The 16,600-nt window shown below is 72.6% G+C and carries 18 protein-coding genes; 10 read left to right on the forward strand and 8 right to left on the reverse strand.

The features are described from left to right. Positions 1 to 82: 82 nt before the first annotated feature. Positions 83 to 442 (reverse strand): ATP-binding protein, encoded by a 360-nt coding sequence (locus ACFWIA_RS34250; RefSeq protein WP_387011177.1) that lies wholly within the window; start codon positions 440 to 442, stop codon positions 83 to 85. Between the two features lie 160 nt (positions 443 to 602). Continuing rightward, positions 603 to 1,766: an adenosine deaminase gene (locus ACFWIA_RS34255; protein ID WP_387011178.1), complete on the reverse strand. Its 1,164-nt coding sequence runs from the start codon at positions 1,764 to 1,766 to the stop codon at positions 603 to 605. A gap of 112 nt (positions 1,767 to 1,878) precedes the next feature. Between ACFWIA_RS34255 and ACFWIA_RS34260 the strand changes: the two genes are divergently transcribed. The 5 genes from ACFWIA_RS34260 (at position 1,879) to ACFWIA_RS34280 (ending at position 4,950) form a co-directional block, all read left to right on the forward strand. Next, positions 1,879 to 2,628 carry an alpha/beta hydrolase gene (locus ACFWIA_RS34260; RefSeq protein WP_387011179.1) on the forward strand — a complete coding sequence of 250 codons (750 nt, stop codon included), beginning with the start codon at positions 1,879 to 1,881 and terminating at the stop codon, positions 2,626 to 2,628. 165 nt (positions 2,629 to 2,793) lie between these two features. Next, on the forward strand, positions 2,794 to 3,675 hold the full coding sequence (locus tag ACFWIA_RS34265; protein WP_387011180.1) for a hypothetical protein: 882 nt from the start codon (positions 2,794 to 2,796) through the stop codon (positions 3,673 to 3,675). Next, entirely contained in the window at positions 3,672 to 4,154 is a 483-nt protein-coding gene (locus ACFWIA_RS34270) for a hypothetical protein (RefSeq protein WP_387011181.1), read from the forward strand. Before ACFWIA_RS34265 ends, ACFWIA_RS34270 begins: the two co-directional genes overlap by 4 nt. Continuing rightward, positions 4,151 to 4,480 carry a hypothetical protein gene (locus ACFWIA_RS34275; RefSeq protein WP_387011182.1) on the forward strand — a complete coding sequence of 110 codons (330 nt, stop codon included), beginning with the start codon at positions 4,151 to 4,153 and terminating at the stop codon, positions 4,478 to 4,480. Before ACFWIA_RS34270 ends, ACFWIA_RS34275 begins: the two co-directional genes overlap by 4 nt. 83 nt (positions 4,481 to 4,563) lie before the next feature. Next, positions 4,564 to 4,950, forward strand: a complete 387-nt coding sequence (locus ACFWIA_RS34280; protein ID WP_387011183.1) for an STAS domain-containing protein — start codon at positions 4,564 to 4,566, stop codon at positions 4,948 to 4,950. Here the strand turns inward: ACFWIA_RS34280 and ACFWIA_RS34285 are convergent. Both ACFWIA_RS34285 and ACFWIA_RS34290 read right to left on the reverse strand, forming a co-directional pair. Continuing rightward, on the reverse strand, positions 4,861 to 5,841 hold the full coding sequence (locus tag ACFWIA_RS34285) for a sigma-70 family RNA polymerase sigma factor (RefSeq protein WP_385760528.1): 981 nt from the start codon (positions 5,839 to 5,841) through the stop codon (positions 4,861 to 4,863). The two genes, ACFWIA_RS34280 and ACFWIA_RS34285, sit on opposite strands and share 90 nt — an antisense overlap. 197 nt (positions 5,842 to 6,038) lie before the next feature. Further along, complete coding sequence (locus tag ACFWIA_RS34290; RefSeq protein ID WP_387011185.1) at positions 6,039 to 7,481, reverse strand: MFS transporter; 1,443 nt, start codon at positions 7,479 to 7,481, stop codon at positions 6,039 to 6,041. 62 nt (positions 7,482 to 7,543) lie between these two features. Here ACFWIA_RS34290 and ACFWIA_RS34295 point away from each other — a divergent pair, with 62 nt between their 5' ends. Together ACFWIA_RS34295 and ACFWIA_RS34300 are read left to right on the forward strand one after the other, a co-directional pair. After that, on the forward strand, positions 7,544 to 8,500 hold the full coding sequence (locus ACFWIA_RS34295) for a LysR family transcriptional regulator (protein ID WP_387011186.1): 957 nt from the start codon (positions 7,544 to 7,546) through the stop codon (positions 8,498 to 8,500). 346 nt (positions 8,501 to 8,846) lie between these two features. Continuing rightward, on the forward strand, positions 8,847 to 9,437 hold the full coding sequence (locus ACFWIA_RS34300; protein ID WP_387011187.1) for a lytic polysaccharide monooxygenase: 591 nt from the start codon (positions 8,847 to 8,849) through the stop codon (positions 9,435 to 9,437). A 550-nt stretch (positions 9,438 to 9,987) separates the two neighbouring features. Here ACFWIA_RS34300 and ACFWIA_RS34305 read toward each other — a convergent pair. After that, positions 9,988 to 10,974, reverse strand: coding sequence for a cupin domain-containing protein (locus ACFWIA_RS34305; protein WP_387011188.1), 987 nt, complete (start codon positions 10,972 to 10,974; stop codon positions 9,988 to 9,990). A gap of 138 nt (positions 10,975 to 11,112) precedes the next feature. Here ACFWIA_RS34305 and ACFWIA_RS34310 point away from each other — a divergent pair, with 138 nt between their 5' ends. Both ACFWIA_RS34310 and ACFWIA_RS34315 read left to right on the forward strand, forming a co-directional pair. Further along, the gene (locus ACFWIA_RS34310) at positions 11,113 to 11,970 is read left to right on the forward strand and encodes an NAD(P)H-binding protein (protein WP_387011189.1); all 858 of its coding nucleotides are present in this window, start codon (positions 11,113 to 11,115) and stop codon (positions 11,968 to 11,970) included. A 76-nt stretch (positions 11,971 to 12,046) separates the two neighbouring features. Beyond that, entirely contained in the window at positions 12,047 to 12,694 is a 648-nt protein-coding gene (locus tag ACFWIA_RS34315; protein WP_387011190.1) for a class I SAM-dependent methyltransferase, read from the forward strand. Between the two features lie 41 nt (positions 12,695 to 12,735). Here the strand turns inward: ACFWIA_RS34315 and ACFWIA_RS34320 are convergent, their stop codons facing one another. Next, positions 12,736 to 14,013 carry a thymidine phosphorylase gene (locus ACFWIA_RS34320; RefSeq protein ID WP_387011191.1) on the reverse strand — a complete coding sequence of 426 codons (1,278 nt, stop codon included), beginning with the start codon at positions 14,011 to 14,013 and terminating at the stop codon, positions 12,736 to 12,738. Between the two features lie 153 nt (positions 14,014 to 14,166). After that, positions 14,167 to 15,453 (reverse strand): MFS transporter, encoded by a 1,287-nt coding sequence (locus ACFWIA_RS34325; RefSeq protein ID WP_387011192.1) that lies wholly within the window; start codon positions 15,451 to 15,453, stop codon positions 14,167 to 14,169. 102 nt (positions 15,454 to 15,555) lie between these two features. Between ACFWIA_RS34325 and ACFWIA_RS34330 the strand changes: the two genes are divergently transcribed. Further along, entirely contained in the window at positions 15,556 to 16,011 is a 456-nt protein-coding gene (locus tag ACFWIA_RS34330) for a winged helix-turn-helix transcriptional regulator (RefSeq protein ID WP_387011193.1), read from the forward strand. Positions 16,012 to 16,066: 55 nt separating this feature from the next. Here ACFWIA_RS34330 and ACFWIA_RS34335 read toward each other — a convergent pair whose 3' ends face one another. Further along, positions 16,067 to 16,459, reverse strand: coding sequence for a RidA family protein (locus tag ACFWIA_RS34335; protein ID WP_387011194.1), 393 nt, complete (start codon positions 16,457 to 16,459; stop codon positions 16,067 to 16,069). Between the last annotated feature and the right edge of the window lie 141 nt (positions 16,460 to 16,600).

Raw genomic sequence — 16,600 nt, forward strand, 5'->3', positions numbered from 1 at the left:
CCCTACCACCGGGTCCCCCCCGTCGCCCACCCGCGCGCCCGCCCAAAACGGGGGGGGCGGGCCTCGTCGTGCGGGGGTGGGGTCAGCCCAGCGGGATCCCGTTGACCGGCAGGCCGCCGAGGAGGCCGCCGACCAGGGGCAGGCCCTTGGTCGGCAGGGCGCCGGTCAGGGCCTGGGTGATGGTCGGCCGGGCGGTGGTGGCCGTGGTGCCGAGGGCGGTCTTCGTGGCCTCCACGGAACGGGTGTCGGGCACGAGCTTGCCGGCGTCCGCGACGGGGAGGATCTTCGCGGCGTCGGCGAGCGGGAGGGTCCTGGCGACACCGCCCACGGCGGAGGTGGCGTCGGGCACCGCGGGAGCGGCGTTCGCGGCACCGGCGCCGACTGCGGCGAAGGCGGCACCGAGCGCGGCGACACCAAGGGTCTTGGCGGCAGACTGCTTCATGGAGAATTGCGTCCTTGCTGTTGAACGCGCTGTTGCGGGCGCGAAAGAGCGACATTTCCGAGACGAGCGGTCAAGAAACGTAGCCAGGGCGCAGGGTTGCCGCAAACACGCACGGGCGGCCGGAGTGTTGGTTCACCCGGCCGCCCGCGCGCTGTGCTTCTCAGCCCTCGTGGGCGAGGGAACCCCTGGTCGAAGCGGTCTGCTCGAAGAGCCACGCGGACTTCAACTCGGCGTATCCGGGCTTGATCACGTCGTTGATCATGGCGAGACGTTCATCGAAAGGAATGAACGCTGATTTCATCGCATTGACGGTGAACCACTGCATGTCGTCGAGCGAGTATCCGAACGTGTCGACCAGGTGCTCGAACTCGCGGCTCATGCTGGTGCCCGACATCAGTCGGTTGTCGGTGTTCACGGTCGCCCGGAAGTGCAGGCGGCGCAGCAGTCCGATGGGGTGCTCCGCGTAGGAGGCCGCGGCTGCCGTCTGGAGGTTGGAGGTCGGGCACAGCTCCAGCGGGATGCGCTTGTCGCGGACGTAGGAGGCGAGCCGGCCGAGCTTGACCGAGCCGTCCTCGGCGACCTCGATGTCGTCGATGATCCGCACGCCGTGGCCGAGCCGGTCGGCGCCGCACCACTGGAGGGCCTGCCAGATGGAGGGCAGACCGAACGCCTCACCGGCGTGGATCGTGAAGTGGTTGTTCTCGCGCTTCAGGTACTCGAAGGCGTCGAGGTGCCGGGTGGGGGGGAACCCCGCTTCGGCGCCCGCGATGTCGAACCCGACGACGCCGAGGTCGCGGTAGCGGTTGGCGAGTTCGGCGATCTCCAGTGCGCGGGCCGCGTGGCGCATCGCGGTCAGCAGGGCGCCCACCCGGATGCGGTGGCCGTTCTCCCTGGCCCGGCGCTCGCCCTCGCGGAAGCCGTCGTTGACGGCTTCGACGACCTCTTCGAGGGTGAGGCCCTGCTCCAGGTGCTGCTCGGGCGCGTAGCGCACCTCGGCGTAGACGACGCCGTCCTCGGCGAGGTCTTCGGCGCACTCGGCGGCGACCCGGAACAGCGCCTCCTTGGTCTGCATGACGGCGCAGGTGTGCGCGAAGGTCTCCAGGTACCGTTCCAGCGAACCGGAGTCGGCCGCCTCCCGGAACCAGACGCCGAGCTTGTCGGCATCGGTCTCGGGGAGGGCGTCGTACCCGCTCTCACGGGCGAGGTCGACCACGGTGCCGGGGCGCAGGCCGCCGTCCAGGTGGTCGTGCAGAAGGACCTTGGGAGCCCGGCGGATCTGGTCGGCGCTGGGGGGCTCGGGGTGCTGACTGGTCTGGCTCGTCATTTGCGCACTGTACCTCCTACGCGCGTAGATGCCGAGGGTGGCGATCCGCCGATACGTAAAGGTGATCCCAAGGACGTGTGGCACGCACCACTACTTCTGGGAGTGTTCTGTCATGGGACTGGGAGCGGCTCAGGTGCGCGCGGCGCGGTTGGAGAAGGCGTGGGGGCCCGCGGGCGCGACGGTGAGCGGGGTCGTGCTGGTGCTGCCGGCGGGTGAGGAGGCCTCCGAGCGGCGGCCCTCACGGCTGGCGGTGGGCTCCGCCCGGGGTCTCGGGCGGCATCTGGCCCGTCGCGGCCGGGGCAAGGGGCTCGTCACGCATGTGGTGCGCTACCGGGCGCGCGGCTGGAACGGGCCGCAGGCCCTGCTGGCCTCGGACGCCCAGTGGGCCGCCGACGAGGCCGTCCGCCGGTACGGGGACGTGCCCGTGTGCCTCGCCGGGGTCGGGATGGGCGGGCGGGCCGCGCTCCGGGCCGGCGGGCATCCGGCGGTGCACTCGGTGCTGGCGCTGGCGCCCTGGCTGCCCGAGGAGGGCGGGGCGGAGCCGCCAGAGCCGGTCAAGCAGCTGGCCGGACGACGGGTGATGATCGTGCACGGCACGAAGGACGTACGGAACGATCCCGAGCTGTCGTTCCGGTTGGCGGCCCGGGCCAAGAAGGCCAACCGGGACATCTGCCGGTTCGAGGTGCACGCGGACGGGCACGGGTTGCGCCAGTACCAGGACGAGGTGCGGGCGCTGTCCGTGAACTTCGTCCTCGGCACGCTGTTCGGAGTGCGGTTCGCCCGGCCGGTGGCCGATGCGTTGGCCGCGCCGCCGCCGTTGGGGCTGCGGATGCCGTTGGCCTCCGGGTTCGGCGGCCGGTAGCGCCGACGCCCTCGACGCAACGGCCGTCGGACGCGACCCCGAGGGCTCGACCCGCCCTGGACGAGGAACGGGCATCGGGTGACGATCCCTCCGTATCCCTCGCATGAGCACCGCCCCGCCCCTACGATGAGGGCCCGGTCACCCACGGGGGAGGGCGCACGGCCCATGTCTGACAACTGGGATGAAACAAGAGCCGGTTGGGACGCCGCGGTACGCGCGGCAGATGCCACCGGGCGGCGCCGGACCTCGTCGAGTGACATCCGTGCGGGGCGGGCCAGACCAGGGCTCGTTCGACACACCCTCGCCTTCACGGGTGAGCCCGGTGCGGGCAAGACGATGCTGTTCGACGCGCTGTCCGAGGGTGGCATCCGGCTCGGTGGCGGAGAGACGACGAAGAGCCTCACCGCCGAGTCGGGACACCGCAGCCTGGTCCTCGGCTCCTTGCGCATCCGGGTGTCCGCACTGGTGGTGCCGGGGCAGGTGGCGCAGGAGCGCGACCGCGCCATGAACCAGATCCTGAGCGAGCACACGTCCCCCAAAGGCATCATCCATGTCGTCTGCTGGGGGCACAACAAGGTCTGGAACCGTTCGAATCAGAACGTGCTGGACAGAACGGCGAGAGACGGCTCCGGCAACCTCACCCAGGAAAGCGTCCGCTCCTGGCACCTGGAGAAGGAGGCCGCCGACTTCGAACAGTTATGCGATCGCATTCAGGAAACGCGCGCGGCGGAACGGAGCCTGCGCTGGCTGGTCGTCGCGGTGTCCAAGGCCGACCTGTACTGGGACCGCATCCACGACGCCCGGGACCACTACATTCCCGGCTCGGACACCTCGGCGCAACCTCCCGCCGGTGAGTCCGCCTTCTGCACGGCACTGCGGGACCTGGCGGATCAGACCGACCTACGGATCGCCGTGGTGCCGATCAGCTCGCAGCTGCTGCGACACACGTTCAGCGACACCCTGCGGCCTCAGTTCAGCCAGCTCGACAGCACAGGAGTGGGGGCGCTCCTAGGGCACTTGTACCGGACCCTCAAGGAACTGCTGTGACCTGGCCGTTCCCTGATGGACGGAACGAGAACAACGCGGTTCCCACCCCTGCGACGAACCCTCCCCCCGCACGACGCGCAGCCGACTCGGGGCGGGACTTCGAGCTGCTGCTCCAGCAGGCGGAGTCCCTGATGGACGACCTGGGCCGCGACCTGCGTCGCCGGCTGGTGCTGCGCGCTCTCCAGTGCACCGTCGCACTGAGCCCGCTGGTGACGCTCCTCGCCACCAGCGCCCCGCTCGTGGTCATGGCCGCCCTGGTCGCAGCAGCGGCCCTCGTCCTCCTGCTGGAGGTGTACGGGGCACGTCCAGCGGCACGGCGCCGCGACCAGCAGTTGGCGGAGGTCGCCGAGCGGGTGGACGAACTGAGAGAGGTGCTCGTCCACCTGTCGAAGAGAGAACACTGGTCCCAGAACCGGGTGCAGGACGCCCGTGGCCGCCTGGCCCGGTTCGCGGTCGAAGAACGAGGACGGTTTTGGTGAACCACCTGTTGTCGCCGGTACGACGGTGGCTGACGTTCACCGCCATTGCGGGGATGGCCAGCCTGTCCCTGCCGCAACTCGGCGTGGCGCTCGCCCCGGACACCTCGTACAAGACGGCGATCAACAGCAGCTGGGACGCCGCCGCCGCGGCCTCCGGACTGCTGACGTTCGGCGTGCTGGAGCTCTACTGGGGGTGCTGGCTGTGCTTCGCCGTGACCGGCGGGATGGTGGACAACAACCTCGCCAAGGGTTCGGTGAGCCTGGTGATGGGGGTGACGTCGATGGTGGTCGCCGTCGTGGTGCTCACCACCCTGGTGATCCCGTGATCCTCTAGGGCGTCCCGACACCCCGCACCGCCCGTGAGCGCCTGGCGCTACGGCTGCCGGGCGCCGTCCCGCGCAGGAACGCGATGAGTTCTCCTGAGGAGCGGGGTCTACCGTGCGTGGACGCCAATTCACCTGCTGTTCTGGTTCTCCCCGCCGAGGTGGTGCGGGGAGAAGTCATCCTGCTGTGCGAGGACGTGCGGCTGCGGCTGGCGGCGACCGGGTCGGGCCGGGTCGTCTGCGACGCGGGGGCGCTCGTCGCCCCCGGTCTCGCGGCCGTCGACCTGCTGGCCCGCCTCCAGCTGACCGCCCGCCGCGCCGGGGGACGGATCGTCGTACGCGATCCGCCCCCCGCGCTGCGGGAACTGATCCGGTTGGTCGGGCTACCGCTCCAGGTGGAGCGGGAGGTCGAACAGCGGGAACCACCGGGCCGTGTCGAGGAAGTTGGTGATCTCCACGATCCGACCGTCTGAGATCTCCACCACCTGGAGCGCCCACGGCTCGTAGCGGCCCGGGGTCTGCGTGGCGTGGTACTGGGCGAACGCCGGGGTGCCGTTGGCGACGGTCGGGACGAGGATCGAGCCCCGGCAGACCGCGCCGTGGCCCAGCATCCAGCCGGTGATCTCGTCGTGGCCCTGGAGCCAGAGGTCGTACGGGGGCATGGACAGCACCGCGTCGTCATGGAGGAGGGCGGTGAGCAGCTTCATGTCGTAGCCCTCGAACGCCTCGACGTACCGCTTGAGGAGCTTCTGCTGTTCCTCGTCGGCGGGCTCGGCCGCGTCGGACTCCCGGACGTTCGCCGCGGCCAGGGTCGAGCGGGCCCGCTGGAGCGCGCTGTTGACGGAGGCCACCGAGGTGCCCAGGAGGTCGGCGACCTCCTGGGCGCGCCAGGCCAGCACCTCGCGCAGGATCAGCACCACCCGCTGCTTGGGCGGAAGGTGCTGGAGCGCGGCCATGAACGCGAGGCGCACCGACTCCCGGGCCACCACGGCCTGTTCGGGGCCGGCGGTGTCGGGCAGGACCCGGCCGTCGGGCGCGGGCTCCAACCAGGTGGGTTCGGCACGCTCCTTGAGGACCGCGGTCGCGTGGTGCTGCGGCTCGGTGAGGTCCATCGGGCGGGCCCGACGGTTGCCCGCGTTCAGCATGTCCAGGCAGACGTTGGTCGCGATGCGGTACAGCCAGGAGCGCAGCGAGGAACGGCCCTCGAACTTGTCGAAGCTGCGCCAGGCGCGGACCATCGTGTCCTGGACGGCGTCCTCCGCTTCGAAGGACGAGCCGAGCATGCGGTAGCAGTAGCCCGTCAGCTCCACCCGGTGCTTCTCCAACCGGACGTCGAGGTCGATAGCCGCCGTACTGTCAGTCATGGTCCAGCCCACCCCTGTGGTGTCGGCGTCGCCCCTGTGCGGCGCCAGCACGGGGAAACGTACAGGAGGCCACTGACAATCGGGCTGGCCTGCGTCTTCTGCCTGCACGGCCCTCGTGGTCGGCGTAACGTGGTTCGCCTGTCTGCCCGTTGCCCGTGCCGAGGCGGTCGCCCCGCGACGCCGCCCCCGGCCGGCGTTCACCGCGCCGCGCGGGCCACCCCTCGGTACCGTCCCGCCACCACCGGGGCGGGGGCCGGCCGGACGGCGGGCCCGGCGGTCCGGGCGGCCACCCGGGCGGCGCGGGTGCCGACCAGGGTGATCACGACGACTCCGACCACGGCGAACAGTCCCAGGGCGACGGCGGCCGGCCATCCTCCGGCGTGGAACGCCAGCGCTCCGACGGTGCTGCCCGCACTGGAGCCCAGGTAGTACGCCGACTGGTACAGCGCCGACGCCTGGGCCCGTCCGTGGGTGGCGGTGCGGCTGACCGCCGCGGAGGCGACGGCGTGCCCCGCGAAGAACCCGGCGGTGATCAGCACCAGTCCGGCGAGCACCCAGACGAGCGAACCGGCGAGCGACAGCAACAGCCCGATCGAGGTGGTCGTGCCCGCCAGGTAGAGGGCGCCGCGCCGGCCGAGCCGGGCGACGAGTTGACCGGCGGCGGCCGAGGACACCGTACCCACCAGGTAGACGAGGAAGATCGAACCCACCACGCCCTGGGGCAGCGAGAACGGGGCCTCGGTGAGGCGGTAGCCGATCACCGTGTACACCGCGCCGAACACCGTCATGAAGAGGGCGCCGATCGCGTACAGCCGGCGCAGCAGCGGGTTCGCCAGGTGCTCGCGGACCGTGCGGCCGAGGTGGCGCGGGCTGAGCGGCGCGGCCGTGAAGTGGCGGGGTGCGGGGATCAGGGCCCGGAACGCCAGCGCGGTCAGTACGGCGAACACGCCGAGCACGCCGAGCGCGACCCGCCAGCCCCACTCCTGGGCGACCCAGCCGGTGACGACCCGGCCGCTCATGCCGCCGATGCTGTTGCCCGCGACGAACAGCCCGATCGCGGCGACCAGTGCCTTGGGCCGCACCTCCTCGGCGAGGAACGCCATGGCGGAGGCGGGCACGCCGGCCAGTGCGGCGCCCTGCACGGCCCGCAGGGCGATCAGCGCGCCGAGCGAGGGGGCGAACGGGATCAGCAGGGACACCCCGACCGCGACGGCCAGCGACACGGTCATCAGGGTGCGGCGGCCGAACCGTTCGGACAGGGCGCTCAGCGGCAGGACGAACAGGGCGAGGGCGCCGGTGGCGGCGGACACCGTCCAGCTGGCGTCGGCCGCGCCGACCGCGAACTCGGTGGAGATCAGCGGGAGCAGGGCCTGGGTCGAGTACAGCAGGGCGAAGGTCGCGAGGCCCGCGAGGAACAGGGCGAGGCTCATCCGACGGTAGCCGGGGCCGCCGGGGGCCAGGCGCCGGTCCGACGGGGCGGGCGGCGCGGCGTCCCCGGCCCCGGCGCGGGTGGCCGGGGCGACGGTCGAGGTGACGGGTGCGATCGGGGACGGGGCGGTGGGCGGGGCGGCGGTCACGACGGGGGCGGCCGGGGCGCGCCCGGTGGACCGTGTGACCGCCCCGGTACTTGCGGCAGGCATGTTCTGAACGTACGACCGGGATTCTCATGCGTCCAATGCATGGAACGTCCATAATCGTTCCCATGGTGCATAAGGAGAGCTCAGGGCCGCGGCTGTCACCTGCTGGTGACGTAGAAGACATCGTCACACTGCTGGCGCCGCGGCTGGCGTACTTCGCCGGGGTGGCCCGTACCGAGCACGTGACGCGGGCCGCGCAGGAGATGCAGGTGCCGCAGTCGACGCTGTCGCGGGCGATGGTCCGGCTGGAGCAGGACCTCGGGGTCGACCTGTTCGCACGGCGGGGCCGCACCGTCGCGCTCACCCCGGCCGGCCGCACCTTCCTCACCTCCGTCGAGCGCGCGCTCGACGGCATCGGGCGGGCCGCCGAGGAGGTGCGCGCCGACACCGATCCGGCGAGCGGGAAGGTCGCCTTCGGCTTCCTGCACACCCTGGGCACGGAGACGGTCCCCGGACTGATCCGCGCCTTCCGTGCCGATCACCCGCGGATCCGCTTCAGCCTGGTGCAGAACTACGGCGAGGCCATGTTGGAGCGGCTGCGCGCGGGGGAGCTGGACCTGTGCCTGACCTCTCCGGTGCCGGACGCGCCCGATCTGGCGGCCCGGCGGTTGGACGAGCAGCGGTTGCGGCTCGTGGTGCCGGACGACCACCGCCTGGCGGGGCGGCGCCGCATCCGTCTCGCGGAGGCCGCCGACGAGACCTTCGTGACGCTGGAGGAGGGGTACGGGCTGCGCCGCATCACCGACGACCTGTGCGCGGCGGCGGGCTTCCGGCCGCGGGTGGCCTTCGAGGGCGAGGAGGCCGAGACCCTGCGGGGTCTGGTGCAGGCGGGGCTCGGGGTGGCGCTGTTGCCGCCGCCCACGGTGGCCCGGCCGGGGGTGGTGGAGCTGACGGTGACGGCGCCGCGCGCGGTGCGCGAGATCGGGGTGGCCTGGCTCGCGGGCGGCGGTCCGGACACTCCTCCCGTGGCGGCGTTCAAACGGTTCCTGCTGGCGCAGCGGGGGCACCTGCTGCCGGGCTGAGCCGGTCACGAGGGGCCGGGAAGCGCGGCGGGTGCCGGAGTTGAGCCATCGGGGAGCGGTGGGGTCCGGGAGGCCGGTGCGGGCCCGTCGGACGGCGGGCGTTCGGGTTCCGCGCGCCCCTGACGTTGCGGGGTTCCGACGCGGGCGGCCCGTCGCCGGGGCCCGGACGGTTGCACGCTCAACGAGGTGTGGGGCGGAATTGAACGCCTTCGCCCGCGTTCCCATGTGACCGAAAGCAGCGTTGGAGAGGTCCAACTGGCCGAAATACCCTGGGTCCTGGTCTAGACCACGCTGATGACTCCGCCTCCCCCACGACATCGAGGCACCCCCACCTCAGGAGTGAACCATGCGCAAAAGACTCAGCACCTCCGTGCTCGGCGCGGGCCTGGCCGTCGCCGCGCTCTTCGCCACCACCGGCAGCGCTCAGGGCCACGGTTACGTGGACTCGCCCGCCAGCCGCTCCACGCTGTGCGGGAACGGGAGCGTCCAGAACTGCGGCCAGATCGAATGGGAGGCGTGGAGCGTCGAGGGCTACAAGGGCTTCCCCGGGCGCGGCCCCGCCGACGGTCAGATCTGTGCGGGCGGCATCGGCCGGTTCTCCGAGCTGGACGACCCGCGCGGCGGCAAGTGGCCTGCGACCAAGGTCAACAGCGGCCAGAACTACACCTTCACCTGGCGCATGGTCGCCCGGCACGCCACGACTGACTTCCGCTACTACATCACCAAGGACGGGTATGACCCGTCCAAGCCGCTGACCAGGGCGGATCTCGACCCGCAGCCGTTCCTGACGGTGCCGTTCGGCGGTCGCATGCCGGACTGGACCGTCAGCCACTCCGGGGTTCTGCCGCAGAAGTCCGGCAAGCACCTGATCCTCGGTGTGTGGACCGTGGACAACACGGAGAACGCGTTCTACTCCTGCTCTGACGTCCAGTTCTAGGCGCGCGCTTCGGTACTCGGGCACTGGCGCCTGTCCTCCTCTCGGGGGCGGGCGTCGGCCTGTGCGCGCGTTCACCTGGCGGTGGGCGGTTCCGTGCGGGTGCGCGGTGGTTCTGCGCAGTTCCCCGCGCCCCTATCGGGGCCCGTCCCGGCTCGGGTGCGCTGTCCCTCTCGGGTGCGCGGTCGGTTTCGCGCAGTTCCCCGCGCCCCTTATCGGGGCCGTCCTGGCTCGGGTTCGCCGTGCTGTGCGGGTGCGCGGTGGATTTGCGCAGTTCCCCGCGCCCCTTATCGGGGCCCGTACGGGCTACGGCCGCACAACCCACCCGCACCAGGGGGCGCCCCGTCAGGGGCGCGGGGAACGGCGCGAGCAACCACCACGCACCGCGCAGTGCAGCGCACCCGCACCAGGGCGCCCCGAAGGGGGCGCGGGGAACGGCGCGAGCGACCACCGCGCACCCGCAGAGCACCGCGGTCCGCAGGACAGCGCACCAAAGGGGGCGCGGGCAACCACCGCGGACCGGCCGCCCGACGGCGAAGCAGCACCGCTCCGGTCAGGGCGTACGGGACATCGCCCGGTGCTCCGTGGGGCGCACGCCCTTCGTCCGTTTGAACGCCACGCTCAGCGCATACGCATTGGCGTAGCCGACCCGCCGGGACACCGCCTCGACCGTGTCGTCGGTACGGGACAGCAGATCCGCTGCGAGACAGATCCGCCACTCCGTGAGGTACGCCATCGGCGGGCTCCCCATCAGCTCGGTGAACCGCCGGGCGAGCCCCGCCCGGGAGACCCCCACCGTCGCGGCGAGCGCGGCGACCGTCCAGGGGCGGGCCGGGTCGTCGTGCAACAGCTTCAGGGCCCGACTGACGACCGGGTCCCCGTACGCCCGGTACCAGGACGGGGCCGACGCCTCCGGCAGTTCGAACCAGGCCCGCAGACTCGACACCAGCAGCAGCTCCAGCAGCCGGTCCAGGACCACCTGCTGCCCGGGGGTGTTCCGGTGGATCTCCTCGGCGATCATCTCCAGGGTCGCGGACCCGCCCGGCGGCGCCGGCACCCGGACGAACCGCGGCAGGACGTCCAGCACCCGCTGCGACACGCTGCTCTCCACCCGGTACGTGCCCTTGAGCGCCACCGGCTGCGGCCCCTCGCCCTCGCACCCCTCGCCCCGACCGTCCCGCGCGCCCGTCGCGTGCCGGCACCCCGGGCAGTCGTCGATCAGCAGGGCGCCCCCCGGCGTCGTACAGCGAGCAGGGCTCTGCACGACGACGAGCGGGGCCGTGCCGGGATCGTCGCTGATGACGTACGGCTCGGGGCCCACCACGATCGCCACGTCGCCGGGGCGCAGCAGAACGGGCGCCGGGGTCACCCCGCCGACCGCGTCGCTGCTGAGCCACGCCTCACCGCTGAACATGGTGAGCAGGACGAGCTGGTTCCGCTCCTCGAAGCGGAGGGACCACGGCGGGCGCAACACGGCCTGGTCGAACAGTGCCCCCTGCGGACGGACGTCCCGCAGCAGGACGGACAGCGCGTCATCCATCCTGTGAGTCTAGGCAGGCCGGCGACCGGACGGCTCCCGGCTCGGGCGCCGGCGCCGGGGCGCCCCCTGGACGGATGGACATCCACCTGAGCGCGACAGCCATCGCGCACCCCGCCACCTGCGGTTTGACTGGTGTGCATGACGACCGAACAGAACTCCGCGCCCGTGCTCGTCCTCGGCGGGACCGGCAAGACCGGCCGCCGGGTCACCGCCGAGCTGACCCGACGCGGCTTCACCGCCCGCCCCGCCTCCCGCAAGGCCACGACCCGCTTCGACTGGTCCGACCCCGACACCTGGGGGCCCGCCCTCGAAGGGGTGCGCGCCGTCTACCTCGTGGACTCCCAGGGCCCGGACGCCGCCACCGAGGTCCGGTCCTTCACCCGGCTCGCCGCCGAACGGGGCGTGCAGCGGCTGGTGTTGCTGTCCGCCCGGGTCTGGGGCGAGGTCGACGACCCCGCCTTGCTCGCCACCGAGGACGCGGTGACCGAGTCGGGCCTCGACTGGACGATCCTGCGCCCCGGGTGGTTCGTCCAGAACTTCACGGAGGAGTGGTTCCTCTCCTCCGTGTTCACCACGGGCGAGCTGCGCATCCCCACCGGCGAGGGTCGGGAGGCGTTCATCGACCTGGAGGACCTGGCCGAGGTCGCCGCCGTCGCTCTGACCGAGGACGGGCACGTGGGCGAGACGTACGTCCTGTCCGGGCCGCGGGCGCTGACCCTCGGGGAGACCCTCGCCGAGATCGGTGCCGCCGCCGGACGGCCCCTGCGGCACGTGGCGGTCAGCGACGAGGAGTACCTGGCGGAGCAGCGGGCCGCCGGGACGCCCGAGGAGGTGGCCCAGTTGCTGGTGCAGTTGTTCCGGCACATCCGTGAGGGCCGCAGTGAGGCGCTCGGCGACGGGGTGCAGCGGGTGCTCGGGCGGGAGCCCCGGGGCCTCGCCGCGTACGTGGCGGCCACGGACTTCGGTGCGGTGCCCGCTCAGGGGTCCGCCGGCTGAACCGCAGCGGGCCTCGGGGCGGTGCCGGGCGAAAACCCCTCGCGGGGTCGCCGCGCCCCGACTACGGTGCGGCACCATGCCGGTCGAAGGTGCTGCCGAAGGTGTTCCGGACGATCCCAAGGACGTCGTACGGCGCGGCTACGACGCGCTGTCGCTGCGGTACGAGGCGGCGTTCGACGCGGACACCAAGTACCGGGAGTGGCTCGCCGAGCTGTGCGCACGGCTGGAGCCGGGGAGCCGGGTGCTCGACCTGGGCTGCGGGAGCGGGGTGCCCGTCGCCCGGGACCTGGCGGCGGCGGGGCACCGGGTCACCGGCGTCGACATCAGCGGGACCCAGGTGCGCCGGGCCCGGCTCCTCGTGCCGGACGCCGCGTTCTTCGAGGCCGACGCCACCGCCGTCGACTTCGCACCGGAGTCCTTCGACGCGGTGCTCGCCCTGTACTCGCTGATCCACGTCCCGCTGGACGAGCAGCTCCCCCTGCTGCGGCGCCTCACCGGATGGCTGCGGCCGGGCGGGCAGTTCCTCGCCACGGTCGGCCACCGCGCCTGGACGGGCACCGACGAGGACTGGCTCGGCAGCGGGGTCACCATGTGGTGGAGCCACCCCGACGCGGACACCAGCCGGGGGTGGCTCGCCGAGGCCGGACTCCGCGTCGAGGAGGAGCAGTTCGTCCCCGAGGGGGACGGCGGCCATGTGCTGTTCGTGGCGCGCCGCCCCGGCTGACGCACGGTCGACCGGGGCGGGTTCCGCCGGGCGCGGGACGGTTAGGAGATGCGCTCCAGGACGATCGGGCTCGGCGCGAAGTCCGTCGGGGCGGCGGTGACGTCGTAGGCGCCCGTCAAGGACTCCAGCGCGTAGTCGAAGCGCTCGGGGGTGTCGGTGTGCAGGGTCAGCAGCGGCTGGCCCTCGGTGACCGTGTCACCGGGCTTGGCGTGGAGTTCGACGCCCGCCCCGGCCTGCACCGGGTCCTCCTTGCGGGCGCGCCCGGCACCGAGCCGCCAGGCGGCCACGCCGACGTCGTACGCGTCGAGCCGGGTGAGCACACCGGATGCGGGCGCCGTGATGACGTGCTGCTCGCGGGCGACCGGCAGCGGCGCGTCGGGGTCGCCGCCCTGGGCGGCGACCATGCGGCGCCACACGTCCATCGCGGAACCGTCGGCGAGCGCCTTCGCCGGGTCGACGTCGCGCAGCCCCGCCGCGTCCAGCATCTCGCGGGCGAGCGCGAGGGTGAGTTCGACGACGTCGGCCGGGCCGCCGCCCGCGAGGACCTCGACCGACTCGCGGACCTCCAGTGCGTTGCCCGCGGTCAGGCCGAGCGGGGTGGACATGTCGGTGAGCAGGGCGACCGTGCGCACTCCGCTGTCGGTGCCCAGGCCGACCATGGTGGACGCCAGCTCACGGGCGTCGTCCAGGTTCTTCATGAACGCGCCGGTGCCGACCTTGACGTCCAGGACGAGGGAACCGGTGCCCTCGGCGATCTTCTTCGACATGATCGAGGACGCGATCAGCGGAATGGCCTCGACGGTGCCGGTGACGTCCCGCAGCGCGTACAGCTTCTTGTCGGCCGGGGCGAGTCCGTCGCCCGCCGCGCAGATCACGGCGCCGACCCCGTCGAGGACGGACAGCATCTGCTCGTTGGAGAGCAGCGCACGCCAGCCGGGGATGGACTCCAGCTTGTCCAGGGTGCCGCCGGTGTGGCCGAGGCCGCGGCCCGAGAGCTGCGGCACGGCGGCGCCGCACGCGGCGACCAGCGGGGCGAGCGGCAGGGTGATCTTGTCGCCGACGCCGCCGGTGGAGTGCTTGTCGGCGGTGGGCCGGGACAGCGACGAGAAGTCCATGCGCTCGCCGGAGGCGATCATCGCGGCGGTCCAGCGGGCGATCTCGCGGCGGTTCATGCCGTTCAGCAGGATCGCCATGGCCAGGGCGGACATCTGCTCGTCGGCGACCGTGCCGCGAGTGTACGCGTCGATGACCCAGTCGATCTGCTCATCGCTGAGTTCGCTGCGGTCCCGCTTGGCGCGGATGACGGAGATGACGTCCATGGCATGTCCTTCCAACGGCTGAGAACGCCCGTGCCGCCGGCCCGGGGCACGGGTATGCGACTCTACGCGCATAGAGAGAGGTTGGGTACGTCTGGGGACATCCCGGGCGGGCCCCGGTGCACCGTGCGGGCGGGTCGCACGCCCTGCGCGGGTTCAGCGGTCGCGGTCGGTGAGCCGGTCGCGGTCGGTGAGCGCCCACACCAGGAACGCGAGGGCGCTGGTTCCGGCGCCCAGTGCGCACACGGCACCCCAGCCGAACGCCGTGTAGAGGGAGGTCGCGGCGAGGGCACCGGTGGCGCTGCCGATCGAGTAGAAGACCATGTAACCGCCGATCAGCCGGCCGCCCGCCTCCGGGTGGAGCGCGTAGATGAGGGTCTGGTTGGTGACGTGGACCGCCTGTACGGCGAAGTCCAGGACGATCACCCCGACGACCAGGGCCCACAGCGAGTCGTCGACGTGGGCCAGCGGCAGCCAGGAGACGGCGAGCAGGGCCAGGCCGCCGCCGGTCGTCCAACAGGAGAGTCCGCGGTCGTTCAGCCGCCCCGCCGCGCCGGCCGCGAGCGCGCCCACGACACCGACCAGCCCGAACGCCCCGATCGCGGTGTGCGACAGGGAGTGCGGGGCCGCGCTGAGCGGCAGCGCGACACTGCTCCACAGGGTGCTGAAGGCGGCGAAGACCAGGAGCGCGAGCAGGGCCCGGAGCCGGAGGAGCGGTTCCCGTGCGAAGAGGGTGACCGTGGAGCGCAGGAGCTGACCGTAACGCAGGGTGCTCGGCGCGGCGTCCCCGTGGCGGTGCGGGAGCGACCGGTGCAGGACGAGGGCGAGCAGGGCGGTGAGGACCGCCGAGGCGAGGTAGACGGACCGCCAGCCCGCGACGTCAGCGAGGAGGCCGGAGACCGTGCGGGCGAGCAGGATGCCGATGACCACGCCGCCGGTCACCTGGCCGACGACCCGCCCGCGTCGGTCGGGCGGTGCCAGCGATGCGGCGTGGACGACCAGGGTCTGCGTCACCACCGCGAGCAGGCCCACGGCGGCCATGCCCGCGAGCAGCACGGACGCGGCGGGGGCGACGGCGACCACGGCCAAGGCCCCGACCAGCAGGAGCAGTTGGGTGACGATGAGGCGCCGCCGGTCGACCACGTCCCCCAGCGGCACCAGCAGGAGGAGTCCCAGCCCGTAGCCGATCTGGGTGAGGGTCACGATGCCGCCGACGAGCGCCGGGCTCATCCCGAGGTCGCGGCCGATCGTGACCAGGAGCGGTTGCGCGAAGTAGACGTTGGCCACTGCGGCTCCGCCGGCGACGGCGAGGAGCGGGACCGTCCCGCGGGGTGGCGGTGCGGGCGGGGAAGCGCCTTCGGGTGAGGGGGCGGGTCCGCCGCCGTCGGCCCTGTGCCGCGGTGTCTCCGTCGCTCCGCTGTCGACCTCGCGGTTCCCCGTCATGGCACCCCTCCGCCCTCCGGCAAGCTGGTTGCAACTTGCCACCAGCTGGGACGGTAGCCCGCTTGGTAGCATGTTGCAACCAGCATGGGAGCGGGGAACGGCATGGTGAGAAGGAAGCGCCTCGACGACAGTGACTGTCCGGTCGCACGGTCGGTCGACGCGATCGGGGACTGGTGGTCGCTGCTGATCGTGCGGGACGCGTTCGACGGGAGTCGCCGTTTCGGGGAGTTCCAGCGCAGCCTCGGCGTCGCGAAGAACATCCTCACCGCGCGTCTGCGCGCCCTGGTCGACGGTGGCGTCCTCGCCTCCGTCCCCGCGTCCGACGGCAGCGCCTACCGCGAGTACGTCCTGACGCCGCAGGGCGAAGCCCTGTTCCCCGTGATCGTGGCGCTACGGCAGTGGGGCGAACAGAGCCTCTTCGCACCCGGGGAGCCGCACTCGGAGTTGGTCGACCGTCGGCACGGACGTCCGCTGCGCGCGCTGGAGGTCCGGGCCGCGGACGGACGCCGGTTGGAGCCCGGTGACACCGAGGTCCACAAGCTGCCCGCGGGGGATTGATCGGAGCCGAACACCTGGTGGGCCAGCGGGTCCGGGAACCGGAGACCCAACCGGGCTAGCCGAGGACCGCGTCGACCTCCACCTCGACGAGCCAGGCCGGGTCGATGAAGCGCGAGACCTCCACGAACGTGGTGGCCGGGCGCACCGCGCCGAAGCGCTCCCCGTGGGCCCGCGCCGCCTCCCGCCAGCGGGTCACGTCCGTGAGCATGACGCGGGTACGGACGACGTCCGCGCACGAGGCCCCCGCGTCCTCCAGCGCCGCTTCGGCGATGTCCAGGCACCTGACGGTCTGGGCGTAGACGTCGCCCGGTCCCACGGTGGTCCCGTCGTCCCCGAGGGGGGCCGTGCCGGCGACCGCGATGTGCGAACCGACCCGGACCGCCCGGGAGAAGCCGATCTCCGGTTCCAGGGGCGAACCGGAACCCACGGTCCTCCTCGTAGTCTCCATCGCCCCAGACTCCCACGCCCCCGACGCCGACGGCCCCCGTCCCCCAGGCAGCGGGGGGGCGGGGGGCGTGGGGTCGGGCGGGGCGGGTACGCGAGGTGGTCCGGGCCGAACGCCGGGGGGGGCAAATCGGGCCGGGGGAGC

It is taken from the genome of Streptomyces sp. NPDC127068 (genome assembly GCF_042724695.1).
GTDB lineage: Bacteria > Actinomycetota > Actinomycetes > Streptomycetales > Streptomycetaceae > Streptomyces.

Bases quoted from the DNA above. Each gene is read 5' to 3' on its own strand.
- ACFWIA_RS34265 (WP_387011180.1), top strand. From the start codon at position 2,794: ATGTCTGACAACTGGGATGAAACAAGAGCCGGTTGGGACGCCGCGGTA.
- ACFWIA_RS34285 (WP_385760528.1), bottom strand. From the start codon at position 5,841: ATGACTGACAGTACGGCGGCTATCGACCTCGACGTCCGGTTGGAGAAG.
- ACFWIA_RS34280 (WP_387011183.1), top strand. From the start codon at position 4,564: ATGAGTTCTCCTGAGGAGCGGGGTCTACCGTGCGTGGACGCCAATTCA.
- ACFWIA_RS34315 (WP_387011190.1), top strand. From the start codon at position 12,047: ATGCCGGTCGAAGGTGCTGCCGAAGGTGTTCCGGACGATCCCAAGGAC.
- ACFWIA_RS34310 (WP_387011189.1), top strand. From the start codon at position 11,113: ATGACGACCGAACAGAACTCCGCGCCCGTGCTCGTCCTCGGCGGGACC.
- ACFWIA_RS34305 (WP_387011188.1), bottom strand. From the start codon at position 10,974: ATGGATGACGCGCTGTCCGTCCTGCTGCGGGACGTCCGTCCGCAGGGG.
- ACFWIA_RS34330 (WP_387011193.1), top strand. From the start codon at position 15,556: ATGGTGAGAAGGAAGCGCCTCGACGACAGTGACTGTCCGGTCGCACGG.
- ACFWIA_RS34255 (WP_387011178.1), bottom strand. From the start codon at position 1,766: ATGACGAGCCAGACCAGTCAGCACCCCGAGCCCCCCAGCGCCGACCAG.
- ACFWIA_RS34335 (WP_387011194.1), bottom strand. From the start codon at position 16,459: ATGGAGACTACGAGGAGGACCGTGGGTTCCGGTTCGCCCCTGGAACCG.
- ACFWIA_RS34250 (WP_387011177.1), bottom strand. From the start codon at position 442: ATGAAGCAGTCTGCCGCCAAGACCCTTGGTGTCGCCGCGCTCGGTGCC.
- ACFWIA_RS34325 (WP_387011192.1), bottom strand. From the start codon at position 15,453: ATGACGGGGAACCGCGAGGTCGACAGCGGAGCGACGGAGACACCGCGG.
- ACFWIA_RS34320 (WP_387011191.1), bottom strand. From the start codon at position 14,013: ATGGACGTCATCTCCGTCATCCGCGCCAAGCGGGACCGCAGCGAACTC.
- ACFWIA_RS34290 (WP_387011185.1), bottom strand. From the start codon at position 7,481: ATGCCTGCCGCAAGTACCGGGGCGGTCACACGGTCCACCGGGCGCGCC.
- ACFWIA_RS34300 (WP_387011187.1), top strand. From the start codon at position 8,847: ATGCGCAAAAGACTCAGCACCTCCGTGCTCGGCGCGGGCCTGGCCGTC.
- ACFWIA_RS34260 (WP_387011179.1), top strand. From the start codon at position 1,879: ATGGGACTGGGAGCGGCTCAGGTGCGCGCGGCGCGGTTGGAGAAGGCG.
- ACFWIA_RS34295 (WP_387011186.1), top strand. From the start codon at position 7,544: ATGGTGCATAAGGAGAGCTCAGGGCCGCGGCTGTCACCTGCTGGTGAC.